Source organism: Amycolatopsis stemonae (assembly GCF_054781455.1).
Window position 1 is genome coordinate 112,704 of the sequence record NZ_BAAGUJ010000017.1, and the last position, 21,533, is coordinate 134,236.

Consider the following 21,533-nt stretch of genomic DNA (forward strand, 5'->3'; position numbering starts at 1 on the left):
GCTGCCGCAAATCCCCCAGTTCCCGCCGCACCCCGTTGCGGCGACCGCGGCGCGCGCGGACTGACCACCCGCGCCCGCCGCCCACCTCGCGAAACCGAGCGGAAGGACCCTGCCCGTGATCACCCTCCAACCCGAGGGCGCGCTGCAACGGCGCCAGTACCTCGCCCGCCAGACCGTCGACGTCGCCCAGGAGCACCTGTACGACGCGCTGCTGCACGACGTGGCCCGCATCGTGCGCGACGCCCTGCCCACGGCCACCTACCTCGTGCTCGAGGTCAACGACCAGCACCACTACGACCAGCCGCCCTACCGGGTGGGCCTGCGGCGGATCACCAGCCGGGACAACCCCGCGCTGTGGGCCCGGGACCAGCAGCCCAGCGCCGCGCCGGCCCAGCACTGCCAGCCGCCGTGCCGGGTGACCCTGGCCGCCGGCCCGGACTCCCCCGACCCGCAGGCCCCGGAGCAGCAACCCGGCGCCGCGCTGGCCGAGTACCGCACCGGCGACGACGCCCCGTGGCCCAAGGTCGTCGAGCACATCGAACAGCTGCTCACCATGGCGATCGGCACCGAGCGCGCCGGCATGTGGTGGGAGCCGTGGACCGAGGACGGCAACACCGTCTTCTGGTGCAAGCTGCCCACCGCCGCCGACGTCGCCGCCATCCAGGCCCGGAAACCACGGCACCTGGACGCCTACCTCACCGAGGACGACCCGCGCCCGTGGGCGCCCATGTGGTTCGCCAGCCAGACCACGCACCCGATGCTGGCCGTCGCGGGCGTGGCCATCACCGCCAGCGTCGCCGACGACGACGTGCTCACCGTCGAGATCGACCCGACGAAGACGGACCCGAGGATGATGCGGCCCGCCGGTCCCGGCACCGTGATTCGCGTCCGGCTCGCCGACACCGCCGTGCCCGCACCGGCCGCTGCGACCGTCGGCCCGGACGCTGAGGACGGCGACGAAGGCGAGGACGAGGTCTGCGCCACCGAAGGCTGCGACGGCCGCCTCGACGACGGCGAAGGATGGGACGGCCGCTGCGGTAACTGCGCCGACCGCATCTACGCCGCCGAACAGGGCGAGCGCGACGGCGACACCGGTCCGGGCACCGAGCTGGTCCTCGCGAGCTCCGCGGATCCGGCCGCCCCCGCGCCGCAGCGAATCGCCCGCCCGGCGCCCACCCCGGACGTCCCGGTCACGCTGACGAGCCAGCTGAAGAACCTGCTGCCCTGGTACGAGGGCGACGGCGAGATGCGTTACGGCGACATCGTCGAAGACGGGCGCCACGACAACGGCCGCCGCGCCGGGTTCGCCGCACTGGCCGTGCTGGCCTTCGCCTACCGCGTCGGCGCGATCAACGACCGCAACGACGAGGACCCGGCCACCGTGATCGGCGACCTGCTCGCCGATCTGCGCCACCTGGCCGACTCCCTGGAACTGGACTTCGACGAGCTCGACCGCCGCGGGCTCGGCCACTACGTGCCCGAGCTGTACGGCGAGTTCTGAGCCGAGGGGCCTGGCGAGGAGTTCCCCGCGCGCAGCTCCGCCGCTGGTGGACCGCTACGACCCTGCACGACCAGCCACGTGGGGGCAAGCCAAAAACGGGCTTGCCCCCACGCGCCCGGCCGCGCCTACGGGCCGCGCTCCACCACCGGCGGAGCAGCACCCACGACGCGAGGAGATGTGTCCAATGTGGAATGAGATTCTTGGTGCCCTGACCATCCTGGCCATGGTCGTTCTCTGCGCGAACGCCTCCCGCCTGGTCGAGGCCGTGTGCGACCGCATCCGCTACGGCATCCAGACCCCGGTCGACGACGTGGAGGAGACCGCCGAGGACGAGCCCGAGACTGCCGTCCGGCTGGCCGCGGCCACGAAGACTCCGGCCAAGCCCACCGCCGCGACCAGCAAGACCACCGCGGCCACCAAGCCGGCGGCGAAGACCACGACCGCGGCCGCGGCATGACCGTGCCGATCCGCCGCGTCCCGGACCCGGCCAGCCCGCAGGCGGTGTTTCTGCGCCGCGCCTTCGAATTCCACGATGCCGCGGGCGCGGCGATGCGCCGCGCCCGCCTCCTGCGGGTCGCCTACTGGGTGTCCGGCCCGTTCCCCGGCGCCACCGAACTGATCGTCACCATGGGCGAGGTCGACGGCGAGCTCGCCCTCACCGCGGTCAAGGACACCGAGGGCTACCGGTGGACCGACGACGGCGGCGTGTCCACCTGCCCCGACGACTACCGCACCACCGACGGAGCCACCCTCGACCAGCTGGTCGAGGACATCGAGTCGGAGCTGGACGCCCTGGTCGGCGACAACGACCCACGCCGGTTCTGGGAACAGCTCACGGACAACGTCTACCGGGTCACGCTGCCCGCGCCCGGCGATCTCGGCCGGCTCACCAGTGGTGCCGCCGAGGCCGCCGCCCGATGCAGCGACGTCCTGAGCCACATCGAGGTGCTGGGGCGGCTGCGCGACCACCTCGACCGGATACGCACCCGCCACTCGGGCCGCCGCCGCGACCGCGCGTCCGGGGCCGCCACGGTCATCGACGAGATCTCCGCCGCCCTGGCCGAACTGGAGCACGCGGCGATCACCGAACAGCACCGGCTCCGGCTGGAAGTCGTGGTCGACCGCGACCCCGACGCCGGGACCGAGGTCGCCGCCTTCATCGACGGCGTCCCGCACCCCGCCGAGGTCACCGTCGTCGACCCCGGCGCCGGGCACCGGCTCGCCGACTGGCGCGAGACCGGCCGCGGCCTGGCCGACAAGGCCAGCCCGGACGCCGCCGCGCGGATCCGCGACTGCTTCGCCGCCTACGAGGACAACGAGTTCATCACCAGCTGAGCCACCGCAGCTGAGCACTGCCGGTGCCGCGGCCAAGGCCACGCCCCGCCCTGCCGGACGGGAGCGCGGCGTGGCCGCCGCGGCACACCCAGGTCCGGGACCGACCACCCCGGGCCGCCACGCAACACCGAGCGGAAGGAGCCCAGGTGGGCTACGAGATGCACGTCCCCAGCGCCCCCGACTTCGAGACCACGACCCGCATCGAGCGCGGGTTCGCCCACGGCACCACCAGCCTGTGCCAGGCGATGGCCGAGCTGGACATGGCCCACCCGAGCCCGGTCCCGGACTTCCCCGCCAGCGACCACCTCGACCGGCACGACTTCGACGGCGAGCAGCCGGTCACCGACCGCGCCCGCGCCTACATGCAGGCCCTGGCCCAGGTCCAGGCCGACCACGGCACACACGGCGCCGCCCGGCTGCCCGGCATCCCCTGGCACAAGCTGGCCAGCGGCGACGGCTGGCACGTCACCGGCGACGAGTGCGCCGAGGCCCTGGCCGCCTACGAGATCGCCCTCGCCGCCGGCGCGGGCCACCCCGCCGCCTTCGCCGACGACGTCATCCCGTTCCTGCGCACCGCCGCCCGCTACGGCGGCTTCCGCGTGCACTGACCCGCCCCCGGCAGCGCGCCCGCCGCTGCCCGACCCCCGAGAGGAGGTGCGCCATGCCCGCACCCGAGCAGCTGGTCTACGACCCGCTCGACGTGTTCGTCGACGTGTTCTCCGACCCCGTCCTCGCCGCCGACATCGCCTTCGCCCTGGCCTGCCGCGAAGTCAACGTGCTGGTCGGGTTGCTGGAGTCCCACGGCAGACCCGACGCCGCCGCACGGTGGCTGACCCACCACCTGGCCGACTGCGACGACCCGCCCCGCCACCAGCACTGACCCCGCCCCGGCTCCAGCACGACCCGAAGGCCCGGACACCTCCCCCCGCACCAGGAGGCGTTCCGGGCCTTCGCCTTTCCCCTGCCCCGCGCGCCGGCGGACCGACCACCCGCCGCGCCCCCGACACCGAGTGAGGCCCTGCCATGAACGCGTTCGTCGAGTTCCTGCTCGAATCCCTCGTCAAGCTGGCGTTCGCCGCCGTGCTCGCCCTGCTGATCATCGGCGTGGTCGCCCTGTTCGGCCACCACATCGGCTGGTGGACCGCCTACATCATCTCCGTCGTCGCCGTCTTCGGCGGCGTGCTGATCCTCGACGACGACGGCGACGGCTGGATCGACTGAACACCGCCTCCGCCACCGCCTTCCCGGCAGGCGGGGCCGGCACACGGTACGTGGCCGGGTCGACGGCCTCCAGCACACCCCGCTGGACCCCGCCGACCCGGCCACGTGCACCCACCTCCGCCCCGCGCACCGCGGGACAGCGACATCGGAGGTGGCTCGTGATGGAGAAGACGTACCGGCGGGTGCTGATCACCGGCTCCCAGCTGTGGACCGACACCACCGTCATCCGCGACGCGCTCGCCCAGGTGTGGCACCCGGACACGATCCTGATGTCCGGGGCCTGCCCGCGCGGCGCCGACCGGCTGTGCGAGGACTGCTGGACCCACTGGGGCGGCCGCGTCGACCGCTACCCCGCGCAGTGGGTGCAGGACGGCACCTTCCGCCGCGACGCCGGATTCCGCCGCAACGAGGAGATGGTGCAGGCCGCCGTCGACCTCGGCGCCGAGCGCTGCCTCGCGTTCATCCTGGACGGCTCCTCCGGTGCGACCCACACCGCGGGTCTCGCCCGGCGAGCCGGGATCTGGACCACCGTCCACCGCGCCATCACCGCGCCGGCCGTGGCCGGGATGCCGGTGAGGCAGGGGTGACGAAGGGAGTGCGTCACCGTCCCCGCCGTCTCGGTGGGGCGCCGCACTCTGCCCCGGCCACGCCTCGGGGTCAAGCCGCGGAACAGCACCGCGGCTTGACCCCGAACCGCGCCCGGCGCGAACCGAGTGCGCCCCACCGAGACGGCGGGGACCGCGCTGGAGCGCGACCAGCTCCCGCGCGCGAGGTGAACAACCGAGCGAACGGAGTACGGGGATGGATTCCCTCGAGCTGAAGGCGCGCACCGTCACCGCCATCGAACTCGACTGCGGCTGCCTGTTCGACATGGAAGGGGACTACGAGGTCGGCCAGACGCTGACCTGCCCTGATCACCGCGCGTGGGCGCAGATCCTGGCCAGCGACGTCGTCGTGCCCGACGGGGTGATCACCGGCTAGAACAGGACGGTCTGCGCCGGATCGATGCGCAGCAACACCGCGCGGATGCGTTCCTCGTCCCAGCCGTGCTCGGCGACGACGTCGCGCAGCTGCCGGGACCGCTCCGCGCGCTCGGTCCGGTTCAAGCCACTCCACTTGCGGTGCCACCAGCGGCCGCCACCGCGGCCCTTGGCGGCCATGCGGCGCAGGTTCTCGGCCTGGGTGCTGGGCCAGATGTGGCCCACGGTCAGGTCGGGGTCGGCCAGGCAACACAACGGGTTGTCGCACACCACGTGTTCGATGACCTGCCCGTAGGCGACCGTGATCCCCAGCCGCAGCGCCACCGCGTACCGGTGCGGCTTCACCGTGATCTCCTGCCCGCCGCGGGTGATCGAGAACCGGCCGTAGCCGTCGTTGCCCACCGCCCGGCTCCACAACGAGCACATCGGGCTCGGCGTGCCGTCCTCGTTCGGCGGCGGCACCACCACCTTGCGCCGGAACCGCGCGATCTCCTCGGCGTGCACCTGCGGATCGACCCACAGCACGGGCTGCGGCCGCCACGGCTGCGGCGCAGCCGCGGCCTCGTCCCGCGCGGCCGCCGTCATGCACCCCAGCGTAAGGGAGCCCACCGACAATTCCGGCGCCCCCGCGCCGCCATACAGGTGGCCTGAACTGCGGTTTTGCCAAATTTTGGCCAGTTTTTGGCCACGTTTCCGCCAGCTTCCACCACGGCCCGGCCTGGGGTGCGCGGCCCGTCCCGGGCCCGGCCGCGGCCGGGCCTTCTGCATTCCAGGAGGGGCCATGTCGTCCACCATCCAGGCCACCGCCGGCGCGCCCGCCGCGGTGTGGGTGCGGGTGTTCCACAACAACCACGCCCACGGCGCGTTCCTGCGCGGCTACGAGTCCGGCCAGACGGTCACCGAGGTCTTCACCTACACCACCCGCCCGCAGGGCGACACCCACGACCTCGCCCTGGCCGACGAGGCGTTCGAGCTGTTCAACATCGGCGACGACCCGCAGTTCGGCACCCCGGACCCGCGGGCGCTGGACTACCGCGCGCGCCGCAACCGCTCCCTGTCGATCGGCGACGTCCTCGGCATCGACGGCCGCTTCTACTCCTGCGACGCCTCCGGCTGGCGCGAACTGTCCGAGGCGCCGCCGGTCAAGCAGATCACCGCGTCCGGCACCACGCCCCTGTACTGACCCGATCCCCCGGCGGCGGGACCGACCATCCCGCCGCCGGGCCCCTGGAAACCGAGTGATCAAGGAGAACCGCATGTCCCAGGTGCTCACCCGCGACGACGTCTTCCTGAGCGAACCCCGCACGAGCTTTCACATCCCCGGCATCGTGCGCGCCGAGCTCACCCAGCTGACCGTCGCCGGGAAGCGCTACCAGGTGCAGACCGTCAAGAGCTGGCTGATCGGCGACCGCACCGTCGTCTATCCCGCCACCGAGGCCCTGGTCGAGCAGGACACCGCCAACACCGAACTGGTCGTCTCCGCCCTGCTCGACGTCCTCAACTCCCAGCCCGCCGACCAGAACTGACCCGCGGGAGGCCGGCGGCGCAGCCGCCGGCCTCCCGCCCCCCTGCCGCACCCGACCCACCAGGAGGTTCCCGTGCCGTCCGCCACCGACATCCGGCCCGCCGCCGGGACGCACCGGCTCACCCCGCACGACGCGTGCCGCAGCTACGTCCTGCGCGACGAGGTCGAGACCAACGTCCCGCGCCGCGGCCACCTCGGCAGCCTGGGCGTCCACAACTGGGCCCGCGGACACCTGGTCGAGCTGTACATCGCCCTGGGCGGTACCCCGCTGTCGCTGCACTACCGCGAACTGCTCGCCCGCGGCTCGCACGAGGACGACACGGTGCCCGAGCACCTGCCGGTCGGCTGCGAGGTCACCGCCCGCCTGCGCACCGACGACGGCCAGGTGATCACCGTGGTCTCGCGCACCGAGTCCGCCCCCTACGGCCCGCGCGGCGACCACTGGCAGCTCACCGTCGACGGCGAGATCCCGGTCGACGACGACCCGCGACTGGGCGGTGTCGGAACCCACCCGCCCTCGCTGCCCTTCCTGGGCGTGCTGGTGCGGCTGCACCTCCGCCGGATCGCCGCTCCCGCCACCGCGCGGTGATCCCGCTCCACCCGAGACCCCTCCGTAGTGACCCCCGATCCCCGGCGGCGGGCCGACCACTCCGCCGCCGGCCTCCGGAAACCGAGTGATGAGGAGAACCGCATGTCCCAGGCGCTCACCCGCGACGACGTCGTCGTGAGCAAGCCGCACAAGAAAATCTGGGTTCCGTTCCTGCTGCGCGCACGCGCCACGATGGTGAGCGTCGCCGGCCGCGACTACAAGATCGTCACCCTCAAGGTGCCGTTCGGAGCCGCCGCGGCGGTCAGCGCCGGCGACACCGTCGTGGCGAAGACGGAGTCCGCCGACATCGAGCAGGCGATCGCCGCGCTGCTCGACGTGCTCAACGCCCAGCAGGACGTCGACGCCGCGCTCGACGCGCCGGACACCCAGGCCCGCAAGGAGAGCTGACCGCGTCGCGCGGACCGGCGACCACTACCCCGTCGCCGGTCCGCGCGGCCGCATCCCCGAGCGTCCGCTCGCGCACCGACGCCGCCTCACCTGAGAGCCCTGAACAGGGAAAACGCCGGGGTACTCTGGATCCAAGGGGAGATGACCATGACCGCACCACGACCCGCCGGCGCGGTTCGCCGGCGCACCACGAGGGGACGCACCTGGCGGCGCCGCCCGGCGCCGCGCCTGATGGGCGTCGCCCTGGCCGCCGCCCGCCAGGGCCTGTACGTGTTCCCGCTCTGGCCGCGCTCGAAGACGCCCTGCCTGCACGGCAAGCGCCGCTGCCACGGCACCGGCGTGTGCGCCGACGGGCATCTGGGCTGGGAACAGCGCGCCACCACCGACCCGGACCTGATTCGCTACTGGTGGGGCGCCTCGCCGACCTGCAACGTCGGCATCGCCTGCGGCCCCTCCAACCTCTACGTGCTCGACCTCGACCCCGACCACGGCGAGGACCCGCCGCCGGAATGGGCCGGTGCCCGCCACGGCCGCGACGTCCTCGCCCGCCTGGCCGAGCAGGCCGGCCAGCCCTACCCCGGCGACACCTTCACCGGCCGCAGCCCCAGTCCGTCCCTGCACCTGTACTTCCGGGTCGGCCAGGACAGCACGCTGCGCAACACCGCCGGCCGGGCCGGGTGGCGCATCGACAGCCGCGGCCGCGGCGGGTTCATCGTCGCGCCCGGCTCGGTCCGCCGCGACGGCGTCTACACCGTCGCGCGCCACGCACCGATCGCGCCGCTGCCCGGCTGGCTGGTGCCGCTGTTCACCCCGCCGCCGCGGCCGCTGCCCGAGCCGGTCGAGTTCGGCGACGTCCGCCCGCTGTCCGACACCCGCCGCCAGCGTTACCTCGACAAGGTCGCCGACACCGTCGCCCACGCCGCCCCGCACACCGCCCACGACACCCTCGTGCGCGCCGCCTACACCCTGGGCCGCCTGGTCGGCGGCGGCGAGTTCACCGACGACGAGGCCCGCGCCGCCCTGCACATCGCCGCGCAGCAACGCCGCATCCCCACCGGCGAAGCCGACGACGCGATCAGCGACGGCCTGGAAGCCGGCGCGCTCTACCCGCGGCGGCTGGCCGACCGCGCGGCCTGACCTCCGCGCGCCCGCCCCGGCACGAGCACATCCCCGCCCAGCAAATGCGTTCAGCAAGCCCGGCCCACAAGCAAAAACAGAGGAACGGAGGAGGCGGAGGGGCCAGCGGATTCGGACCGGGGGCTGTCGATCTGCTCTAAGCGAATCAGGCCGCGGCAGGGTCCGCGCCGATGAACCCGGCCCAAAAAGCACGGGCCGGAACCCCCGCCGCCCCCTTCGGGGCCCTGCCACGGCCTGATCTCCGCTCCGCAGATCGACAGCCCCCTCGGGCCGAACCCGCCAACGGGTGAGGCAGAAAGCCGAGACCGGGCTGTCGGTGACCTGATCACCGATCTGCAAGGGAGTGCTCGCCATGGCTGGAGAGACCGTCATCACCATCGTCGGCAACCTGACCGCCGACCCGGAACTGCGCTTCACCACCTCCGGCGCGGCCGTCGCCGGCTTCACCGTCGCCTCGACCCCGCGCTTCTTCGACCGGCAGTCCGGCGAGTGGAAGGACGGCGACGCGCTGTTCATGCGGTGCAACATCTGGCGCCAGTACGCCGAGAACGTCGCCGAGTCGCTGACCCGCGGCGCCCGCGTCGTCGTGACCGGGCGCCTCAAGCAGCGCTCCTTCGAGACCAAGGAGGGCGAGAAGCGCACCGTCGTGGAGCTTGAGGTCGACGAGATCGGCCCGTCGCTGCGCTACGCCACGGCGAAGGTCAGCAAGGTTTCCCGCAGCCAGGGCAACGGCGGCGGCAACGGCACGCCGGCCGACGACCCGTGGAGCTCGGCCCCGGCCGCCGGCGAGAACGGCTTCGGCGAGCAGCCGCCGTTCTGACCGACCGCCCCGGCGTGCGCCCGCCCCGAACTGGTGGGCGCACGCCGGGCGCCCACCGGCCGTCCAACCTCGTGCCTTCGTCCGGAGTCGTCATGACCAAGCAGCACAAGAACGTCGCGAGCCTTATGGAGCGTCGCGCGACTGCCCGCATCAAGCGCGACGCGCGGGCGTACTACGAGCGGTGCGGGGCGACAGTTGACCTGCACCGCCAGAACCTGCTGCGCACTACGCGAGAACGGGCACGCCAAGGCGACGTCACCGTCGCCCCGCAGTACCGCCGTTTCCTGCCCGAGAGCGTGCGCGCTCGAATGGAGCGGGCGGGCTGGCCGCCGGCAGTGCGCCCGTCCGGTGGTGCCCCGGCTTCGGCGACCAGGCCCTGTTCTGACCAACCGCCCCGGCGTGCGCCCGCCCCCGAACTCGGTGCGCCTACGCCCGGAGCCTGATCCGCCCTGCCGCTCATCCCGTGCCGGAGGAACCGCACACATGTCGTCTGTCCTGGTCTGGACGTCCGAAACGCCACCACCGCCCGCGCCGCCGCTTCCCCTCGAGGACGAGATCTACGTGATCTGCCGACTCTGCTGGTACGAGAAGGTCGCCGGCGAGCCCTGCGGCTTGCCCTGCGTCTGAACGCCGGGCAAGGGCTGCCTTCAGCCGCAACCCCCGTCCCCAGCCATCGCACATCGGGCCCGGACGCCATCGCGCGTCCGGGCCCGACTTCTGTCCGGCAACCCCGCCCGGGAGGAACCCGTTGTCCACCACGACCACCGCAGGTACCGCCACGCCGGCGACCAGCTTCGCCGAACGGGCCGCCGAATTCGCCCGCGCCCGCGGCTACGCGCCGTTCGAGGCACCCGACCTGGCAGGCACCGCCCTGCGCCAGCGCGAAGAACTCGTCCGCTGGCACGGCGGCGCCGACGACCCGTTCAACCGCGAATGGGTCTACCCCGGCCGGACCGTCATCGAGGTTCCCGGCCTCACCTGGCCGGCCGCCCGCCCCGAGGAATGCTCAGACGACTCCGGCCGCGGCATCTGGTTCGCCGCCGACGGCAGCCGGATCACCGACGCCACCGACCCCAACGCCCCCGACGGCATCGCCCTGCTGTGCCCGCAGTGCGGCCTCGACAGCACCTGACCAGCCCCCAAACCCAGCGAGGGCCCGCCCCGAGCGCACCGACGCCGGCGGGCCCTCGCTGTCCCACCGCGCCCGCCGGGCGCGCCCCGAACACCCGCAGGACCGGCTAGCCGAAGCGTTGGACGCGAGGCGAGTCGTCGGCCATGGACCGTATGCGCCCCAGCCGGTCCTGCGGACCCACCAGCCGCCCATCACCGGGCGGCCTCACGCCATCCGGCCGAGCCGAGGCGCGCGCCCACACCCCCCACGGCGCTGCTGCCCGCTCACCCCTCGGCCGGGCGCGCCGCCCTCACCCAGCGGCCCGCGCCCGGCCGAGGGCCGCCGCGTGCCCCTTCCCGCTCACCAGCACTGCGGACGACCACGCCCGCAGGCAACGCAGAGGAGGTCCCGTTGAGCACGACCACGACACCGGCCCGCCGCCGGACCCACGTCGCCGCCGCCGTCCTGGCCGGCGGCACCATCACGGCCGCCGCCCTGCTGGCAGCCTGCGGCCACCCGGTCGCCGCACCGCCACCCGCGCCGACCGTGGCCTACGTGGGCGTGTGCGTCGACCCGGTCACCCACTGGCGGGTGGCCGACACCTTCTGCGGCGGCGCCGACCCCTACACCGGTGCCGCGCTCTCGCGCGCCGGCTACCTGTGGGACTACTACCCGCCCAGCTACACCGGCGTCATCGCCGCCTACAACCAGCCGGTCATCGGCGTGCCGATCATCCACACCGTGCCGGTGGCCACCTCCACCACCGTGGTCGTCATCGACCGCGGCGCATCCCCCTCCGGCGGCTCGATCACCTCCGTCCGCGCCTCCGCGGCCGCCGCCCACAACCAGGCCACCGTCCCGGCCCGAACCACCACGCCGACCACGGCCAGCACCAAACCCGCCGCGACGACCGCCCCGCCGACCTCCGCAGCCCGCACCACTACGGCGGCGCCGACCCGCAACCCCGCCATCACCCGCGGCGGCTTCGGCGTCTCGACCCGGACCCGCTGAACCCGCCCGGCCCTAGGGGAGCCGTCCACCCCGGACGGCTCCCCCACCGCGTGGCCGCCGTCGAGCACGGCGTCCCCGACCACCCACCCCAGGCAAGGAGCCCACATCCATGCGCATCGGCATCTACCCGGCCGGCACCGACGCCTTCGACCTCCGGGTCAACTACGGCGGCCTGCGGTACGAGACGTTCTTCGGCCGCAGCCCGGACCGGTTCCGCCTACCTAACACCCCGCCCCCGGCCGCCAGCGGCCCCGGCAAGTGCGCCTGCCCCTCGTGCGCCAGCCAGGGCTGGTACGCCCAACCCCCGCACTGCAAGTACTGGCGCGCCCACTGCGACGCGTGCGAAGGCTCCCGCGACTACCTGGACTTCAGCGTCGGCCGCCCGCCCCGGCGCGTCCCCTGCGACGCGTGCGCCGAAGCCTGGCGCGAGGACGTCGCCTGGTTCCGCTTCGCCCTGCGTTCCCCCCGCGCCGCGGCCCAGCAACTGCGCGACGCCGCCGCCCGTGCCCGCGCCGCCCTCCAGGAGGCCCGGTGAACACACCCGAGACCACCGCGGAGCGGGCCCGCCGCTGGCGCCGCTCCGAACGGCGCGCCTGGATCGCCGCCATCGCGACCGCCCTGGCCGGCCTCGCCCTCAGCGCCCTGGAACCCCCGTGCCTGCCGAACGGGGCGGTCACCGTGATCGCGGCGGCACTCGTCAGCGGGCTGACTGCCCGCGCCGCCTACCGGCACGGGCAGCTATACGTGCTCACCAAGCTGCACCCGGCCACCAGGCGGACGCCGCAGTGACCGCACCCCAGCGCCGCCCGGCCGGACACCGGCCGGGCCTGTCCCGCCCCACCGCCAGACCCGGCGGGCCCACCGTGCCGCCCCCGCCGCGGCACGCCCGGACCGGGAATCTCCGCAGACCAGGACGCGCAGGTGCCCTACCCTCGGACGACATGAGGGTCACCACGTTCGTCGTCTTCTGGCGATTCATCGGCGCCGCGGGCATCGGCGCCGGCGTCGGCGCCGCCGTCGCCGGCCTGATCGCCGTGCTGACCGGCCGGGCCTTCGCCCCTGCCAGCCCGTGGCTGACCGCCCTGCCGGTCCTGATCGTGTTCGGCGCCCCGGTCGGCATCGCCGTGGCCAGGCTGACCCGGCTCTGGCTGCTGCCCGCAATCGCCCGCCACCGCCTGCTGTGGGGCACCCTGGCCGGCGCCGTCGTCGTGCCGCTGGCCATCGCCATTGGACAGCTGGGCAACCTGCTCGCCGTCGGCATGGTGCTGATGCTCGCCGGCGCGGTCACCACCACGGTGGTGTGGGTGCGCTGGTTCCGCGACACGCACCCCGCACCCGGCGCCCGGACCAACGCCGCCCGGCCGCGGCAGGTGCACCGCACCCGCTGAACCAGGCACGAAACCACGGGAAGGGGGCGGACCGGATTGGTCCGCCCCCTTCCCGTCTTCTTATGCGCTGACCGCGCCGGGCACCGGCGGCGCTGCGGCCGCGGTCTCCTCGCCCCGAGCTCTGACAGGCCAACCCTGTCCGGCCGCCGGCGCGGCCTCCGCCTCGTCCGGCGACGGCGCGACGTGCTCACCGCGAGGACCGCCGTCCCCAGCCCGGCCGCGGTCGCTGTTCGCCGGATCGCACGGCGGCGTGCCGCCGCCCTGCTCGTCCTCGCCCGCCTCCAGCTTCGCCCTGGCCTCCCGGCCCGTCGCGATCAGCCGCCGCGTGGCCTTCTCCCCCAGACCCAGCAGCTCACCGACCTGCTCGACCGTCCGGTCGGCCTCGTGCATCGCCAGCGCGGCCAGCCCCTGCTCCGCTTCCTGCGCGGCGAGCAGCTCGTCCCGTTGCGCGCGCAACTGCGCGATGGCCTGCTCGTGCGGCTCGACCTTCCGCTGGCAGTCCTCGTCCGCCGCGGCGATCTGGTCGCCGGCGTCGAAGAACTTCGCCAGCGCCGCCTCGACGGCCTCCTCCTGCTGGCGCTGCTTGGCCAGCTGCTCGGCGTTGCGCTTGCGCGCCGCCTCCAGTTGCTGGCTGACCCTGGTCGACCGGCGACCGCGGCGGCGGGTCTGCTTCGTCGGCTCGGTCATGTTCCTACCCCCTGTGACCTGCGTTCCGGTTCCCCCGACGTCGGACACCATACCGCGAAACGTCAACTCATGTGGACGTCGTGAGGTGGCCGACACGCAGCGAGAGGGCACACGCGGCCAGACCAGTTGCCACCCGGCGCGGTGCGGCGAACCAGCCCCGCAACGCAAAAGGCGTGTCCCGCCCGAGGGCTGGGACACGCCTTTGAGGTGCCGATCGCATAAGCCCCGAAGGGCTCACCGCCCGGAAGCGGATCTCGCCAGAAACTGCGATCGACGGTGCGCCGGCGCGGAGGGCCTCAGCGGACCTGACCGGCGCGCCACCCAGTGTAGCCGCTGGGCGGCGCCGCCGGCACCACCTCGCGTGCGAACCGCCAATCGGTCGCGCCCGCACCGGCCGGTCGGCCGGAGAACCGGCACCGCCGAGCCCGTCGACGGGCGCCGCCCAGGCAACGCATGACGGTGGACGACCGCAGCGTGCGGCTTCACCCGCAGTCCGTTGTCACCATGACTTCAGTGCTGACCGAGACAAACGACACCGCCGCCGACCTGGGCAGCTGGGAACCGTCAGGTTCTGTTCGGCAGCGGCTGCTCCCGTCCTGACGGTTCCCAGCCGCAGGCCGCGTCGCGGCCGCCGGATCGCCCGCCGGCGGCGCCGTCGCGACGCGCAACCACCCGGCAGGGCCGCCCTGACGGTTCCTAGTCGTGACCGGTACGCCGCGGCCTGTCGGCCGGTTCGGCGGCCCGGCGGGCCGAACGCGACCCGATCACGTCCCGACCGGCATCCGGCGACTCACCTTGACGGCACTGGGTGGTCACCAGGGCCCCCCTGACCTCGATCGTCTTATGTCGCGTCAGCCGCCTCAAGGCACCCAAAAAACATTTTGTCTCCGCAAGCTCCGACAAAATCTTTTTCGGGGCCCACCTTGACCCGACTGCCACGACACAAGAGATGGCAGGGGCAGGGGGGAGGGGGAGGAAAGGGCAGCAATCAGTTAAGCACAAATAAGCTTTTGTTGTGCGCTTCCGGTTTTGTGCGGGGTAAAACCGCTGTTCAGGAGGTCAAGATAGCGGGAAAAGTCACGGAAAAATGTCGGCCAAGAACCGGTCTCGACCTTGCAAAACAGCCCTTTCGCTACTAGACTCAAACCTGTAAGAAACACCGGGAACGCCAGACCCGGTGAAGCGGAAAAACTCAGTAGTGGGGTTCATTTCATGTCTGTTATCGCTTCCGTTCCGGAGACCATTTCCGATCTGACCGCGCTGGTGGAGGCCGGGAACATTCCCGCCGCCCGCAAGCTGGGAAAGAAGCTGCTCAACGTCGCCGAGACCCGCGAACTGTGGCTCATCGCCCGAATCGCCGACCTGTTGGAGAACCGGCCGCGTACCGCCGTTGACATCCTCCGGCAGTGGTGGGCCAGCGCCCCCAGCGAAGGCGACCGCGCGATCATCGCCGCGTGCGCGCCCAAGAACGGCGAGCAGCGCCGCCGCCCGCAGGCCGACACCGGCCGCGCGCCCCGCTGGAACGGCCGCAACAAGTACCAGGCTCCGAGCACCGTCAAGACCGAGCAGCGGGCCGAGCTGCGCCGCCGTCGCCGCTCCCGGCAGGAGCAGGCCGACGCCGCCGAGTTCGCCAAGTACCAGGCCGAGCGCGCCGGAGTCGCCGACGGCGAGCAGTTGCGCGACCGCGACGACGCCGCCCGCGCGGAGCAGGTCTACGCCTCCGGTTTCGACTACGACCGCGCCGCCTTGTACGGGACGGGCGGCACCCGGTGTGTCGGGTGCTGGATCAGCCGGGGGCCGGGCGAGGTGAACGCCGAGCGCATCGAGGAGGGGCGCAACGACGACGGCCTGTGTGTCGAGTGCCGGGAATCCGGCGTCGCCGGTATCCCCGCCCTTCCGGCGGTGCACAGCCGCCGGTCTGCTGTCTACGCGCGATGCGATTTCATCGCCGCCCAGCTCATGACTACGGACGCCGTCATGCGCGCCATGCGCCGGGAATGGCGCGAGGCGGCCGACCCCGCCGTTCGCGGGATGATCGCCGACTACGCGACCGCCCACCAGTTCTACGCCGACGCGTTCGACCGTCTCGCCGGGCCCGTCGACGTGCCCGAGCTGGCCGACTGCGGGACGTGCGGAGAGCAGCGCAAGCCGCGTGATGTGCGTTGGCTGTCCGCCGACGACGGACTGTGCACCGAGTGCCGCGCCGAGACCGCCGCCGCGTAGTCCGCGCAGGGGTCCGGCCCGTCGGGCCGGACCCCGCCCGCCGCCAGCCGCCCACCCGAACCGCAGGAGCCCCGCGATGAGCACCCGCCCCAGCACCGGCCGCCGCGCCCGCCACGACGGCGAAGAAGTGGACATGTTCGACCACCGCCGCGACGTCAAGCCCGGTCGCGGCCGCGCCAAGCGCGCGAAGGTCCGCGCGAACCGCCGCGCCCGCCGCGCCGCCCGTCGGCAGAGCTGGACCGACTAGCCGCCCGCTGTCCGACACCCGCCGCCCAGGCCCCCCGGTTTCCGCCGGGGGGCCTTTTCGTGCGCGTGCACGACGAATCGGACGGCCTTGCGGCCGACAGTTCTTTCGGCGCGGCCCCGTTGGTGCGCGCGCCCGTTCCGCGCCGCATCCTGGCCGCGCCGCGCGTCCAGGGCCGGACAGCCCGCCTGCCCGCCCGGCACCCGCGCCCGGCCCGCGCCGGCCCTCTGCTCGCCTCTACTGCCGGCCGCCCCGCCTGCCCCCTCGGCACCCTCACCCGGCCGCCGGCCTCCCTCTGCTCACCTCTACTGCCACACAGCACCTCTTGCATGTGCCATGCGAGCCGGTACTGAATCGTTTAAGAGCTGGTGACGAAGCTGCGATTTGTCAACTAGTGTGGACGTCAACTGATATGGACGTTTGGGAGGGCGTTCGGTGATCGGCGTTCGCAAGCTCTCGCCCGGCGGGTACGAGTACCTGACCGGGTCGGTGGCCTGCGCAGACCGCGAACTCGACGCCGGCGAGTCCCTGAGCGACTACTACATCGCCCATGGCTACCCGCCCGGCCAGTGGTTCGGCCGCGGCGCCGCCGAACTCGGCATGTCCGGCGAGGTCACCGCCGCGCAGATGAACAACCTGTTCGGCGAAGGCCGCCATCCCGACGCCGACCGCATTCAGGCGGAGATGATCGCGGCCGGCCACACCGAGGCCGAGGCTCTGGCCGCCACGAAACTCGGCCACCGCTTCTACCAGTACGACGGGCTCGACCAGCTGCGCAGCAAGGTCATCGCGGCCTACAAGCAGCACAACCTCGACAACGGCCGCCCCATCGGCGCCCCCATCGACGACGCCACCCGCGCCGGCATCCGCCGCGACGTCCAGGCCCAGGCGTACGCCGACGCGCACGAGGGCCAGCAGCCCTCCGCCGACGAGCTGACCAAGTGGCTGGCCGAGCAGAAGCGCGCGATGAAGTCGGCCACCAGCGGCTTCGAGTTGGTGCTCGCCCCGTACAAGTCGCTCAGCGTGCTCATGGCACTCGGCGACGACGCCAGCCGCGAGCTCGCCATGACCATCCACCGCCAGGCCGTGCGCGACACCCTGACCTACGCCGAGGACAACATCGCGTACACCCGCCGCGGCGACGGCGGCTACACCCAGCACGACGTCAAGGGCATCACCGCGGCCATTTTCGAACACTGGGACTCCCGCGCCGGCGACCCGCACCTGCACACCCACGTGACGATCTCGGCGAAGGTCCAGGGCCCGGACGGGCGCTGGACCGCGCTGGACGGCCGGACCATCCTGGCCGCCTCCGTCACGTTGTCGGAGTTCTACAACAGCCGCATCCGAGACCTGGCCAGGGAGAACGGCGCCTCCTGGACCGAGCGCCCCGCCGGCGGATTCGACCACAAGCGGCCGACCTGGGAACTGGACGGCGTGTCCAACGAGCTGCTGACCGGCTTCTCCCAGCGCGCCTCGCAGGTCGAGCAGGACCGCGCCCGCCGGATCGTCGCCTTCCGCCACGCGCACGGCCGCGAGCCCACCCCCAAGGAGATCCTGGAGATCTCCAAACAGGCGCAGTACAGCACCCGCGACGCCAAGCAATCGCCGCGCTCATTCGCCGATCACCTGCGCCGCTGGCGCGGCCAGGCCGAGCAGATGGTCACGCCCGAGAGCATCGACGAGCTCGGCCAGCGGGTGTTCGCCGGCGTACCCGAGGAGCTGTCCGAGGTCGACGTCGCCGAGCTCGCCGAAGCCACGCTGAGCACCGTCTCGGACCACTACTCCCATTTCAACCGGTGGAACGTCGAGGCCGAGGCGCACCGGCAGACCGCGCACCTGCGCGTCGTCGACGGCGGCCGCGACGCCCTGATTGCCGACGTCGTCGGCACCGTGCTCGGCTCCGCCGACATCGTCGCCCTGGAAGCACCGTCGATCGTCGACGAGCCGAACGCGCTGCGGCGGCGCTCCGGCGAGTCGGTGTTCGTCGAGCACAACAGCCAGCGCTTCACCACCGGCCGCACCCTGCGCGAGGAGTCCGCGCTGGCCGCCTGGGGCAAGCTCACCGACGGCCACCGCCTCGCCCCCGCCACCGTCAACGCCGCCCTCGCCGGCGCCCGCAAGCTCAACCACGGCCAGCGTTCCGCCGTCGTCTCGTTCGCCACCAGCGGCCGCCGGGTGCAGCTGCTCTACGCCCCGGCCGGCGCGGGCAAGACCACCGCGATGAAGGTCTACGCCGACGCCGTGCGCGCCCAAGGCGGCCGCGTGTACGCCTTCGGCCCGAGTGCGCGGGCCGCGCACGTGCTCGGCGAGGCGATCGACGCGCGCCCGCACACCCTGCACCAGGTCACCACCGCGCAGATGATGGGCGTCGTCGAGAAGGCGTTCCCGTTCCGCCGCGGCGACGTGCTGATCATCGACGAGGTGTCGATGGCCGGCACCCACACGCTGCACGACGTCGTCTCCTACGCGCTGCGCCGCGGTGCCGACGTGCGCCTGGTCGGCGACGACAAGCAGCTCGCCGCCGTCGAAGCCGGCGGCGCCGTGCGGTGGTTCGAGCACATCAACGGCGCCAACCGGCTCAAAGAAGTCGTGCGGTTCCGCGACCCCGACCAGCGCGCCGCCTCCCTCGATCTGCACGCCGGCAACGCCGCCGGGCTCGACTACTACTTCGATCAGGGCTGGATCAGCGGCGGCAGCCGGGAGACTATCCGCGACGCCGCACACCGCGCCTGGCGCGCCGACCTCGACCGCGGCCACCAATCGCTGCTGATCGTGCCGACCAACGTCGACGTCACCGCGCTCAACCTCGAAGCCCGCGAACTGCGCCTCGCCCGCGGCGACGTCGACGCCGACGGCCGCACCGCACAGCTGCACGACGGCACCGCCGCCAGCAAGGGCGACTGGGTCGTCACCCGCCGCAACGACCGCCTCCAGACGTTGTTCGGCGGCAAGGACTTCATCAAGAACGGCGACACCTGGACGGTCACCGCGGTCCGCCGGGACGGCGCGCTGAAGCTGCGCCACCAGGCCAGCCGCGGCACCGTCGTGGTGCCCGCCGACTACGTCCGCGAGGACGTCGAACTGGCCTACGCGGCCACGATCAACCGGGTCCAGGGCATGACCAGCGGTGGATCCGCGCACGCGATCGCCACCCAGGGCATCTCCCGCGAACAGCTCTACACCCTGATCACCCGCGCCGTGGACGACAACCGCGTCTACGTCGAGACGCACCAGCACACCATCGACTCCCACCAGGAGACCCCGCTCGAGCAGACCCCGCGCGGCGTGCTGGAGAAGGCGCTGACACGGTCGTCGGCGGAGACCTCGGCCAACGAGGAGCTGCGCGACGCGCTGGTCGCCGCCGAGTCGCTGCGCACCCTGGTCGGCCGGCACGACTACGTCGCACTGCTGGGCACCGAGGAACAGGTCGACGCCGTGCTCGCCGAGCACGTCCCCGAGCTGCTGGACAACAAGGCCGCGCCGGCGTTGCGGCAGACCCTGCGCACCGCGCAGGCCCTCGGCTGGCAGGCCGACCAGCTCGTCGCGCCCGCGCTGGCCAGCGGCCCGCTCGACGTCGACGACGTCGACGACCCGGCCGCGGTCCTGCAATGGCGCATCCAGCAGCGCACCCTGCGCGACACTCCGCCCCCGCGCACCGTCGCGCCCACGCTCGCCGAGACCAACCGGTGGCGCAGCATCATCGAACGCCACGACAACGCCGCGGCGGTCGAGGACAGCACCTGGGAACCGGTGTGGCAGGTCGCGGCCGCGGCCACCGGCGAGGGCCTGGACGCCGACGCCGCGGTCACCGACGCCGCTCGCCTGCTCTCCGCCCGCCCCACCAACGACCCCATGCCCGACTACCGATTCACCGCCAACGCCCTCGACCACGCCCTCTCGCGGCAGCGCGCCCAGGGCGGCGGCTGGCAGCCGGCGCTGCCGTGGCTGGCGCACCCGAACCACCACCAGCTCGCCGAGCAGCCGGAACTGCTGGACTACCTGCACCGCATGAACCAGGCCATCGGCGCCCGTACCGCCGAGCTGCGCGCCACCGTCATCGCCGACGAACCGGCCTGGACCGGCGCGCTCGGCGCACGCCCGCTCGACGATCCCGCGGCCGCGGACCGCTGGGACCGGCTGGCCGGACTCGGCGCGGCCTACCGCGACACCTACGGCGTCACCGGTGAGGACCCGCGCTACCCGCTTGGCGAGAAACCCGAGGGCAACCGCCTGCGCGCCCGCGCCTGGCGCGACCTCATGGCCCAGTGGAGCCCGCTCGGCGACGACGAGACCGCCGGCGCCGAGCAGGCCGACAGGGCCGGGTCGCGCGAGGACAGCACCGACCGGCTGCGCGAGACCATCGACCCGGACGAGCTGCTGGCCACGTTCGATGACGAACTGCTCGCCCACCAGCCGCTGGAGGAACGGCTGTCCGACCTCGCGCGCCGCTACGAGCGAGGCGCGCGGTTCGCCGACGAGCAGCACCTCGACGCCGAGATCACCCGCGTCCTCACCGCTCGCGCCCCGCAGGTGCTCGGGCGCGAGGCGGAACCGGGGCTGCGCTGGCTGCTGCGCCAGGCGCACGAGCAGGGCTGGACCATCGCCCAGGCCGTGCCCGACGCCGACAGCCTGGCCGGCATCGAGGGCGCCCGCGACCCCGCCGCCGTGCTGTACCGGCGGGTCGAACAGCGCATCCAGCGCGCCGACCCACCCGGCGAGCCGGTGTACCACCGCGGCCCGCTGCCGTGGCTGGACGCCGCCGATCCCGCCGCACTGGCCGACCGGCCCGACCTCGCCCGTCATCTCGACGAGCTCGGGCAGGCGATCGCCGACCGCGCCGCCACGTTGCGCGCCGAGGTCGCCGACACCACGCCGGACTGGACGTCCGGCCTCGGCTCGCGTCCCTCCGACCCGGTCGCCGCGACCCGCTGGGACGAGCTCGCCGGCGCGGCCGCGGCCTACCGCGAGACCTACCGGATCACCACCGCCGACCCCCGCGTCCCGCTCGGGGCGCAGCCGCGCGGCGAGGACGCCCGCGCCCGTGCCTGGAAGAACCTCACCGACCAGTGGAGGCCCATCGTGACCACACCCGACCCGTACGCGGACAACCAGATGCGCATCGACGCCCTGCGCGACCAGGTCATCAACCGCGCCGCGGACTACGCCGACGACGCCGACGCCCTGGCGACCGACTACGCCGACGAAGCACAGGAACAGCACACCGACGCCCGCGCCACCGAGGCCGCCGAGGAACTGAACCGCTACGACGACGCCGAGAACGTCGACCAGAGAAGCGACCTCGACGCCGGGTTCGGATACTGACCACCCCTGCGGAGAGCGGGCCCGGAGT

The 21,533-nt window shown here is 73.2% G+C and carries 25 protein-coding genes; 23 read left to right on the top strand and 2 right to left on the bottom strand.

Annotated features, from left to right (window positions below):
• Nucleotides 1-115 precede the first annotated feature (115 nt).
• From ACYVLJ_RS40355 to ACYVLJ_RS40390, 8 genes are all read left to right on the top strand, one after another.
• Nucleotides 116-1,501, top strand: a complete 1,386-nt coding sequence (locus ACYVLJ_RS40355; RefSeq protein WP_460442642.1) for a hypothetical protein — start codon at nucleotides 116-118, stop codon at nucleotides 1,499-1,501.
• A gap of 223 nt (nucleotides 1,502-1,724) precedes the next feature.
• Entirely contained in the window at nucleotides 1,725-1,958 is a 234-nt protein-coding gene (locus ACYVLJ_RS40360) for a hypothetical protein (protein ID WP_460442643.1), read from the top strand.
• Nucleotides 1,955-2,836 (top strand): hypothetical protein, encoded by an 882-nt coding sequence (locus ACYVLJ_RS40365; RefSeq protein WP_460442644.1) that lies wholly within the window; start codon nucleotides 1,955-1,957, stop codon nucleotides 2,834-2,836. Before ACYVLJ_RS40360 ends, ACYVLJ_RS40365 begins: the two co-directional genes overlap by 4 nt.
• 146 nt (nucleotides 2,837-2,982) lie before the next feature.
• Complete coding sequence (locus ACYVLJ_RS40370; protein WP_460442645.1) at nucleotides 2,983-3,444, top strand: hypothetical protein; 462 nt, start codon at nucleotides 2,983-2,985, stop codon at nucleotides 3,442-3,444.
• A 53-nt stretch (nucleotides 3,445-3,497) separates the two neighbouring features.
• Entirely contained in the window at nucleotides 3,498-3,716 is a 219-nt protein-coding gene (locus tag ACYVLJ_RS40375; RefSeq protein WP_370973924.1) for a hypothetical protein, read from the top strand.
• Nucleotides 3,717-3,859: 143 nt separating this feature from the next.
• Nucleotides 3,860-4,057, top strand: coding sequence for a hypothetical protein (locus ACYVLJ_RS40380; RefSeq protein ID WP_460442646.1), 198 nt, complete (start codon nucleotides 3,860-3,862; stop codon nucleotides 4,055-4,057).
• A 161-nt stretch (nucleotides 4,058-4,218) separates the two neighbouring features.
• Nucleotides 4,219-4,644 (top strand): SLOG family protein, encoded by a 426-nt coding sequence (locus tag ACYVLJ_RS40385; protein ID WP_460442647.1) that lies wholly within the window; start codon nucleotides 4,219-4,221, stop codon nucleotides 4,642-4,644.
• Between the two features lie 214 nt (nucleotides 4,645-4,858).
• Entirely contained in the window at nucleotides 4,859-5,038 is a 180-nt protein-coding gene (locus ACYVLJ_RS40390) for a hypothetical protein (protein ID WP_370973919.1), read from the top strand.
• On the opposite strand, the gene ACYVLJ_RS40395 is transcribed toward ACYVLJ_RS40390, so the two are convergent.
• The gene (locus ACYVLJ_RS40395; RefSeq protein ID WP_460442648.1) at nucleotides 5,035-5,622 is read right to left on the bottom strand and encodes a hypothetical protein; all 588 of its coding nucleotides are present in this window, start codon (nucleotides 5,620-5,622) and stop codon (nucleotides 5,035-5,037) included. The genes ACYVLJ_RS40390 and ACYVLJ_RS40395 overlap by 4 nt on opposite strands.
• Before the next feature lie 196 nt (nucleotides 5,623-5,818).
• Between ACYVLJ_RS40395 and ACYVLJ_RS40400 the strand changes: the two genes are divergently transcribed.
• The 12 genes from ACYVLJ_RS40400 to ACYVLJ_RS40455 all read left to right on the top strand — a co-directional run bounded on the left by ACYVLJ_RS40400 (nucleotide 5,819) and on the right by ACYVLJ_RS40455 (nucleotide 13,026).
• Nucleotides 5,819-6,220, top strand: coding sequence for a hypothetical protein (locus tag ACYVLJ_RS40400; protein WP_460442649.1), 402 nt, complete (start codon nucleotides 5,819-5,821; stop codon nucleotides 6,218-6,220).
• 73 nt (nucleotides 6,221-6,293) lie between these two features.
• A complete protein-coding gene (locus tag ACYVLJ_RS40405; protein ID WP_460442650.1) occupies nucleotides 6,294-6,563 on the top strand; it encodes a hypothetical protein in 270 nt (89 codons plus the stop codon).
• 72 nt (nucleotides 6,564-6,635) lie between these two features.
• Complete coding sequence (locus ACYVLJ_RS40410; RefSeq protein ID WP_460442651.1) at nucleotides 6,636-7,151, top strand: hypothetical protein; 516 nt, start codon at nucleotides 6,636-6,638, stop codon at nucleotides 7,149-7,151.
• 102 nt (nucleotides 7,152-7,253) lie between these two features.
• Nucleotides 7,254-7,559 carry a hypothetical protein gene (locus tag ACYVLJ_RS40415; protein WP_370973909.1) on the top strand — a complete coding sequence of 102 codons (306 nt, stop codon included), beginning with the start codon at nucleotides 7,254-7,256 and terminating at the stop codon, nucleotides 7,557-7,559.
• Between the two features lie 147 nt (nucleotides 7,560-7,706).
• Nucleotides 7,707-8,696, top strand: coding sequence for a bifunctional DNA primase/polymerase (locus tag ACYVLJ_RS40420; RefSeq protein ID WP_460442652.1), 990 nt, complete (start codon nucleotides 7,707-7,709; stop codon nucleotides 8,694-8,696).
• 352 nt (nucleotides 8,697-9,048) lie between these two features.
• Nucleotides 9,049-9,516: a single-stranded DNA-binding protein gene (locus ACYVLJ_RS40425; RefSeq protein ID WP_370973905.1), complete on the top strand. Its 468-nt coding sequence runs from the start codon at nucleotides 9,049-9,051 to the stop codon at nucleotides 9,514-9,516.
• A 483-nt stretch (nucleotides 9,517-9,999) separates the two neighbouring features.
• Nucleotides 10,000-10,143 (top strand): hypothetical protein, encoded by a 144-nt coding sequence (locus tag ACYVLJ_RS40430; RefSeq protein ID WP_370973902.1) that lies wholly within the window; start codon nucleotides 10,000-10,002, stop codon nucleotides 10,141-10,143.
• A 121-nt stretch (nucleotides 10,144-10,264) separates the two neighbouring features.
• Nucleotides 10,265-10,648 (top strand): hypothetical protein, encoded by a 384-nt coding sequence (locus ACYVLJ_RS40435; RefSeq protein WP_460442653.1) that lies wholly within the window; start codon nucleotides 10,265-10,267, stop codon nucleotides 10,646-10,648.
• Nucleotides 10,649-11,038: 390 nt separating this feature from the next.
• Nucleotides 11,039-11,638: a hypothetical protein gene (locus tag ACYVLJ_RS40440; RefSeq protein WP_460442654.1), complete on the top strand. Its 600-nt coding sequence runs from the start codon at nucleotides 11,039-11,041 to the stop codon at nucleotides 11,636-11,638.
• A 109-nt stretch (nucleotides 11,639-11,747) separates the two neighbouring features.
• The gene (locus tag ACYVLJ_RS40445) at nucleotides 11,748-12,173 is read left to right on the top strand and encodes a hypothetical protein (RefSeq protein WP_460442655.1); all 426 of its coding nucleotides are present in this window, start codon (nucleotides 11,748-11,750) and stop codon (nucleotides 12,171-12,173) included.
• Complete coding sequence (locus ACYVLJ_RS40450) at nucleotides 12,170-12,427, top strand: hypothetical protein (RefSeq protein WP_460442656.1); 258 nt, start codon at nucleotides 12,170-12,172, stop codon at nucleotides 12,425-12,427. Before ACYVLJ_RS40445 ends, ACYVLJ_RS40450 begins: the two co-directional genes overlap by 4 nt.
• Before the next feature lie 152 nt (nucleotides 12,428-12,579).
• On the top strand, nucleotides 12,580-13,026 hold the full coding sequence (locus ACYVLJ_RS40455) for a hypothetical protein (RefSeq protein WP_460442657.1): 447 nt from the start codon (nucleotides 12,580-12,582) through the stop codon (nucleotides 13,024-13,026).
• Between the two features lie 60 nt (nucleotides 13,027-13,086).
• On the opposite strand, the gene ACYVLJ_RS40460 is transcribed toward ACYVLJ_RS40455, so the two are convergent.
• Complete coding sequence (locus ACYVLJ_RS40460) at nucleotides 13,087-13,713, bottom strand: hypothetical protein (protein WP_460442658.1); 627 nt, start codon at nucleotides 13,711-13,713, stop codon at nucleotides 13,087-13,089.
• 1,212 nt (nucleotides 13,714-14,925) lie between these two features.
• Here ACYVLJ_RS40460 and ACYVLJ_RS40465 point away from each other — a divergent pair.
• From ACYVLJ_RS40465 to mobF, 3 genes are all read left to right on the top strand, one after another.
• Complete coding sequence (locus ACYVLJ_RS40465) at nucleotides 14,926-15,936, top strand: hypothetical protein (protein WP_460442659.1); 1,011 nt, start codon at nucleotides 14,926-14,928, stop codon at nucleotides 15,934-15,936.
• Nucleotides 15,937-16,012: 76 nt separating this feature from the next.
• On the top strand, nucleotides 16,013-16,183 hold the full coding sequence (locus ACYVLJ_RS40470; RefSeq protein ID WP_460442660.1) for a hypothetical protein: 171 nt from the start codon (nucleotides 16,013-16,015) through the stop codon (nucleotides 16,181-16,183).
• 432 nt (nucleotides 16,184-16,615) lie between these two features.
• Nucleotides 16,616-21,505, top strand: coding sequence for a MobF family relaxase (mobF, locus tag ACYVLJ_RS40475; RefSeq protein WP_460442661.1), 4,890 nt, complete (start codon nucleotides 16,616-16,618; stop codon nucleotides 21,503-21,505).
• The last annotated feature ends 28 nt before the right edge of the window (nucleotides 21,506-21,533 follow it).

Excerpts from the sequence above, each read along its gene's own strand:
- ACYVLJ_RS40360 (WP_460442643.1), top strand. The coding sequence starts at position 1,725 with ATGGTCGTTCTCTGCGCGAACGCCTCCCGCCTGGTCGAGGCCGTGTGC.
- ACYVLJ_RS40365 (WP_460442644.1), top strand. The coding sequence starts at position 1,955 with ATGACCGTGCCGATCCGCCGCGTCCCGGACCCGGCCAGCCCGCAGGCG.
- ACYVLJ_RS40375 (WP_370973924.1), top strand. The coding sequence starts at position 3,498 with ATGCCCGCACCCGAGCAGCTGGTCTACGACCCGCTCGACGTGTTCGTC.
- ACYVLJ_RS40380 (WP_460442646.1), top strand. The coding sequence starts at position 3,860 with ATGAACGCGTTCGTCGAGTTCCTGCTCGAATCCCTCGTCAAGCTGGCG.
- ACYVLJ_RS40385 (WP_460442647.1), top strand. The coding sequence starts at position 4,219 with ATGGAGAAGACGTACCGGCGGGTGCTGATCACCGGCTCCCAGCTGTGG.
- ACYVLJ_RS40390 (WP_370973919.1), top strand. The coding sequence starts at position 4,859 with ATGGATTCCCTCGAGCTGAAGGCGCGCACCGTCACCGCCATCGAACTC.
- ACYVLJ_RS40395 (WP_460442648.1), bottom strand. The coding sequence starts at position 5,622 with ATGACGGCGGCCGCGCGGGACGAGGCCGCGGCTGCGCCGCAGCCGTGG.
- ACYVLJ_RS40400 (WP_460442649.1), top strand. The coding sequence starts at position 5,819 with ATGTCGTCCACCATCCAGGCCACCGCCGGCGCGCCCGCCGCGGTGTGG.
- ACYVLJ_RS40405 (WP_460442650.1), top strand. The coding sequence starts at position 6,294 with ATGTCCCAGGTGCTCACCCGCGACGACGTCTTCCTGAGCGAACCCCGC.
- ACYVLJ_RS40415 (WP_370973909.1), top strand. The coding sequence starts at position 7,254 with ATGTCCCAGGCGCTCACCCGCGACGACGTCGTCGTGAGCAAGCCGCAC.
- ACYVLJ_RS40420 (WP_460442652.1), top strand. The coding sequence starts at position 7,707 with ATGACCGCACCACGACCCGCCGGCGCGGTTCGCCGGCGCACCACGAGG.
- ACYVLJ_RS40425 (WP_370973905.1), top strand. The coding sequence starts at position 9,049 with ATGGCTGGAGAGACCGTCATCACCATCGTCGGCAACCTGACCGCCGAC.
- ACYVLJ_RS40430 (WP_370973902.1), top strand. The coding sequence starts at position 10,000 with ATGTCGTCTGTCCTGGTCTGGACGTCCGAAACGCCACCACCGCCCGCG.
- ACYVLJ_RS40445 (WP_460442655.1), top strand. The coding sequence starts at position 11,748 with ATGCGCATCGGCATCTACCCGGCCGGCACCGACGCCTTCGACCTCCGG.
- ACYVLJ_RS40455 (WP_460442657.1), top strand. The coding sequence starts at position 12,580 with ATGAGGGTCACCACGTTCGTCGTCTTCTGGCGATTCATCGGCGCCGCG.
- ACYVLJ_RS40460 (WP_460442658.1), bottom strand. The coding sequence starts at position 13,713 with ATGACCGAGCCGACGAAGCAGACCCGCCGCCGCGGTCGCCGGTCGACC.
- ACYVLJ_RS40465 (WP_460442659.1), top strand. The coding sequence starts at position 14,926 with ATGTCTGTTATCGCTTCCGTTCCGGAGACCATTTCCGATCTGACCGCG.
- ACYVLJ_RS40470 (WP_460442660.1), top strand. The coding sequence starts at position 16,013 with ATGAGCACCCGCCCCAGCACCGGCCGCCGCGCCCGCCACGACGGCGAA.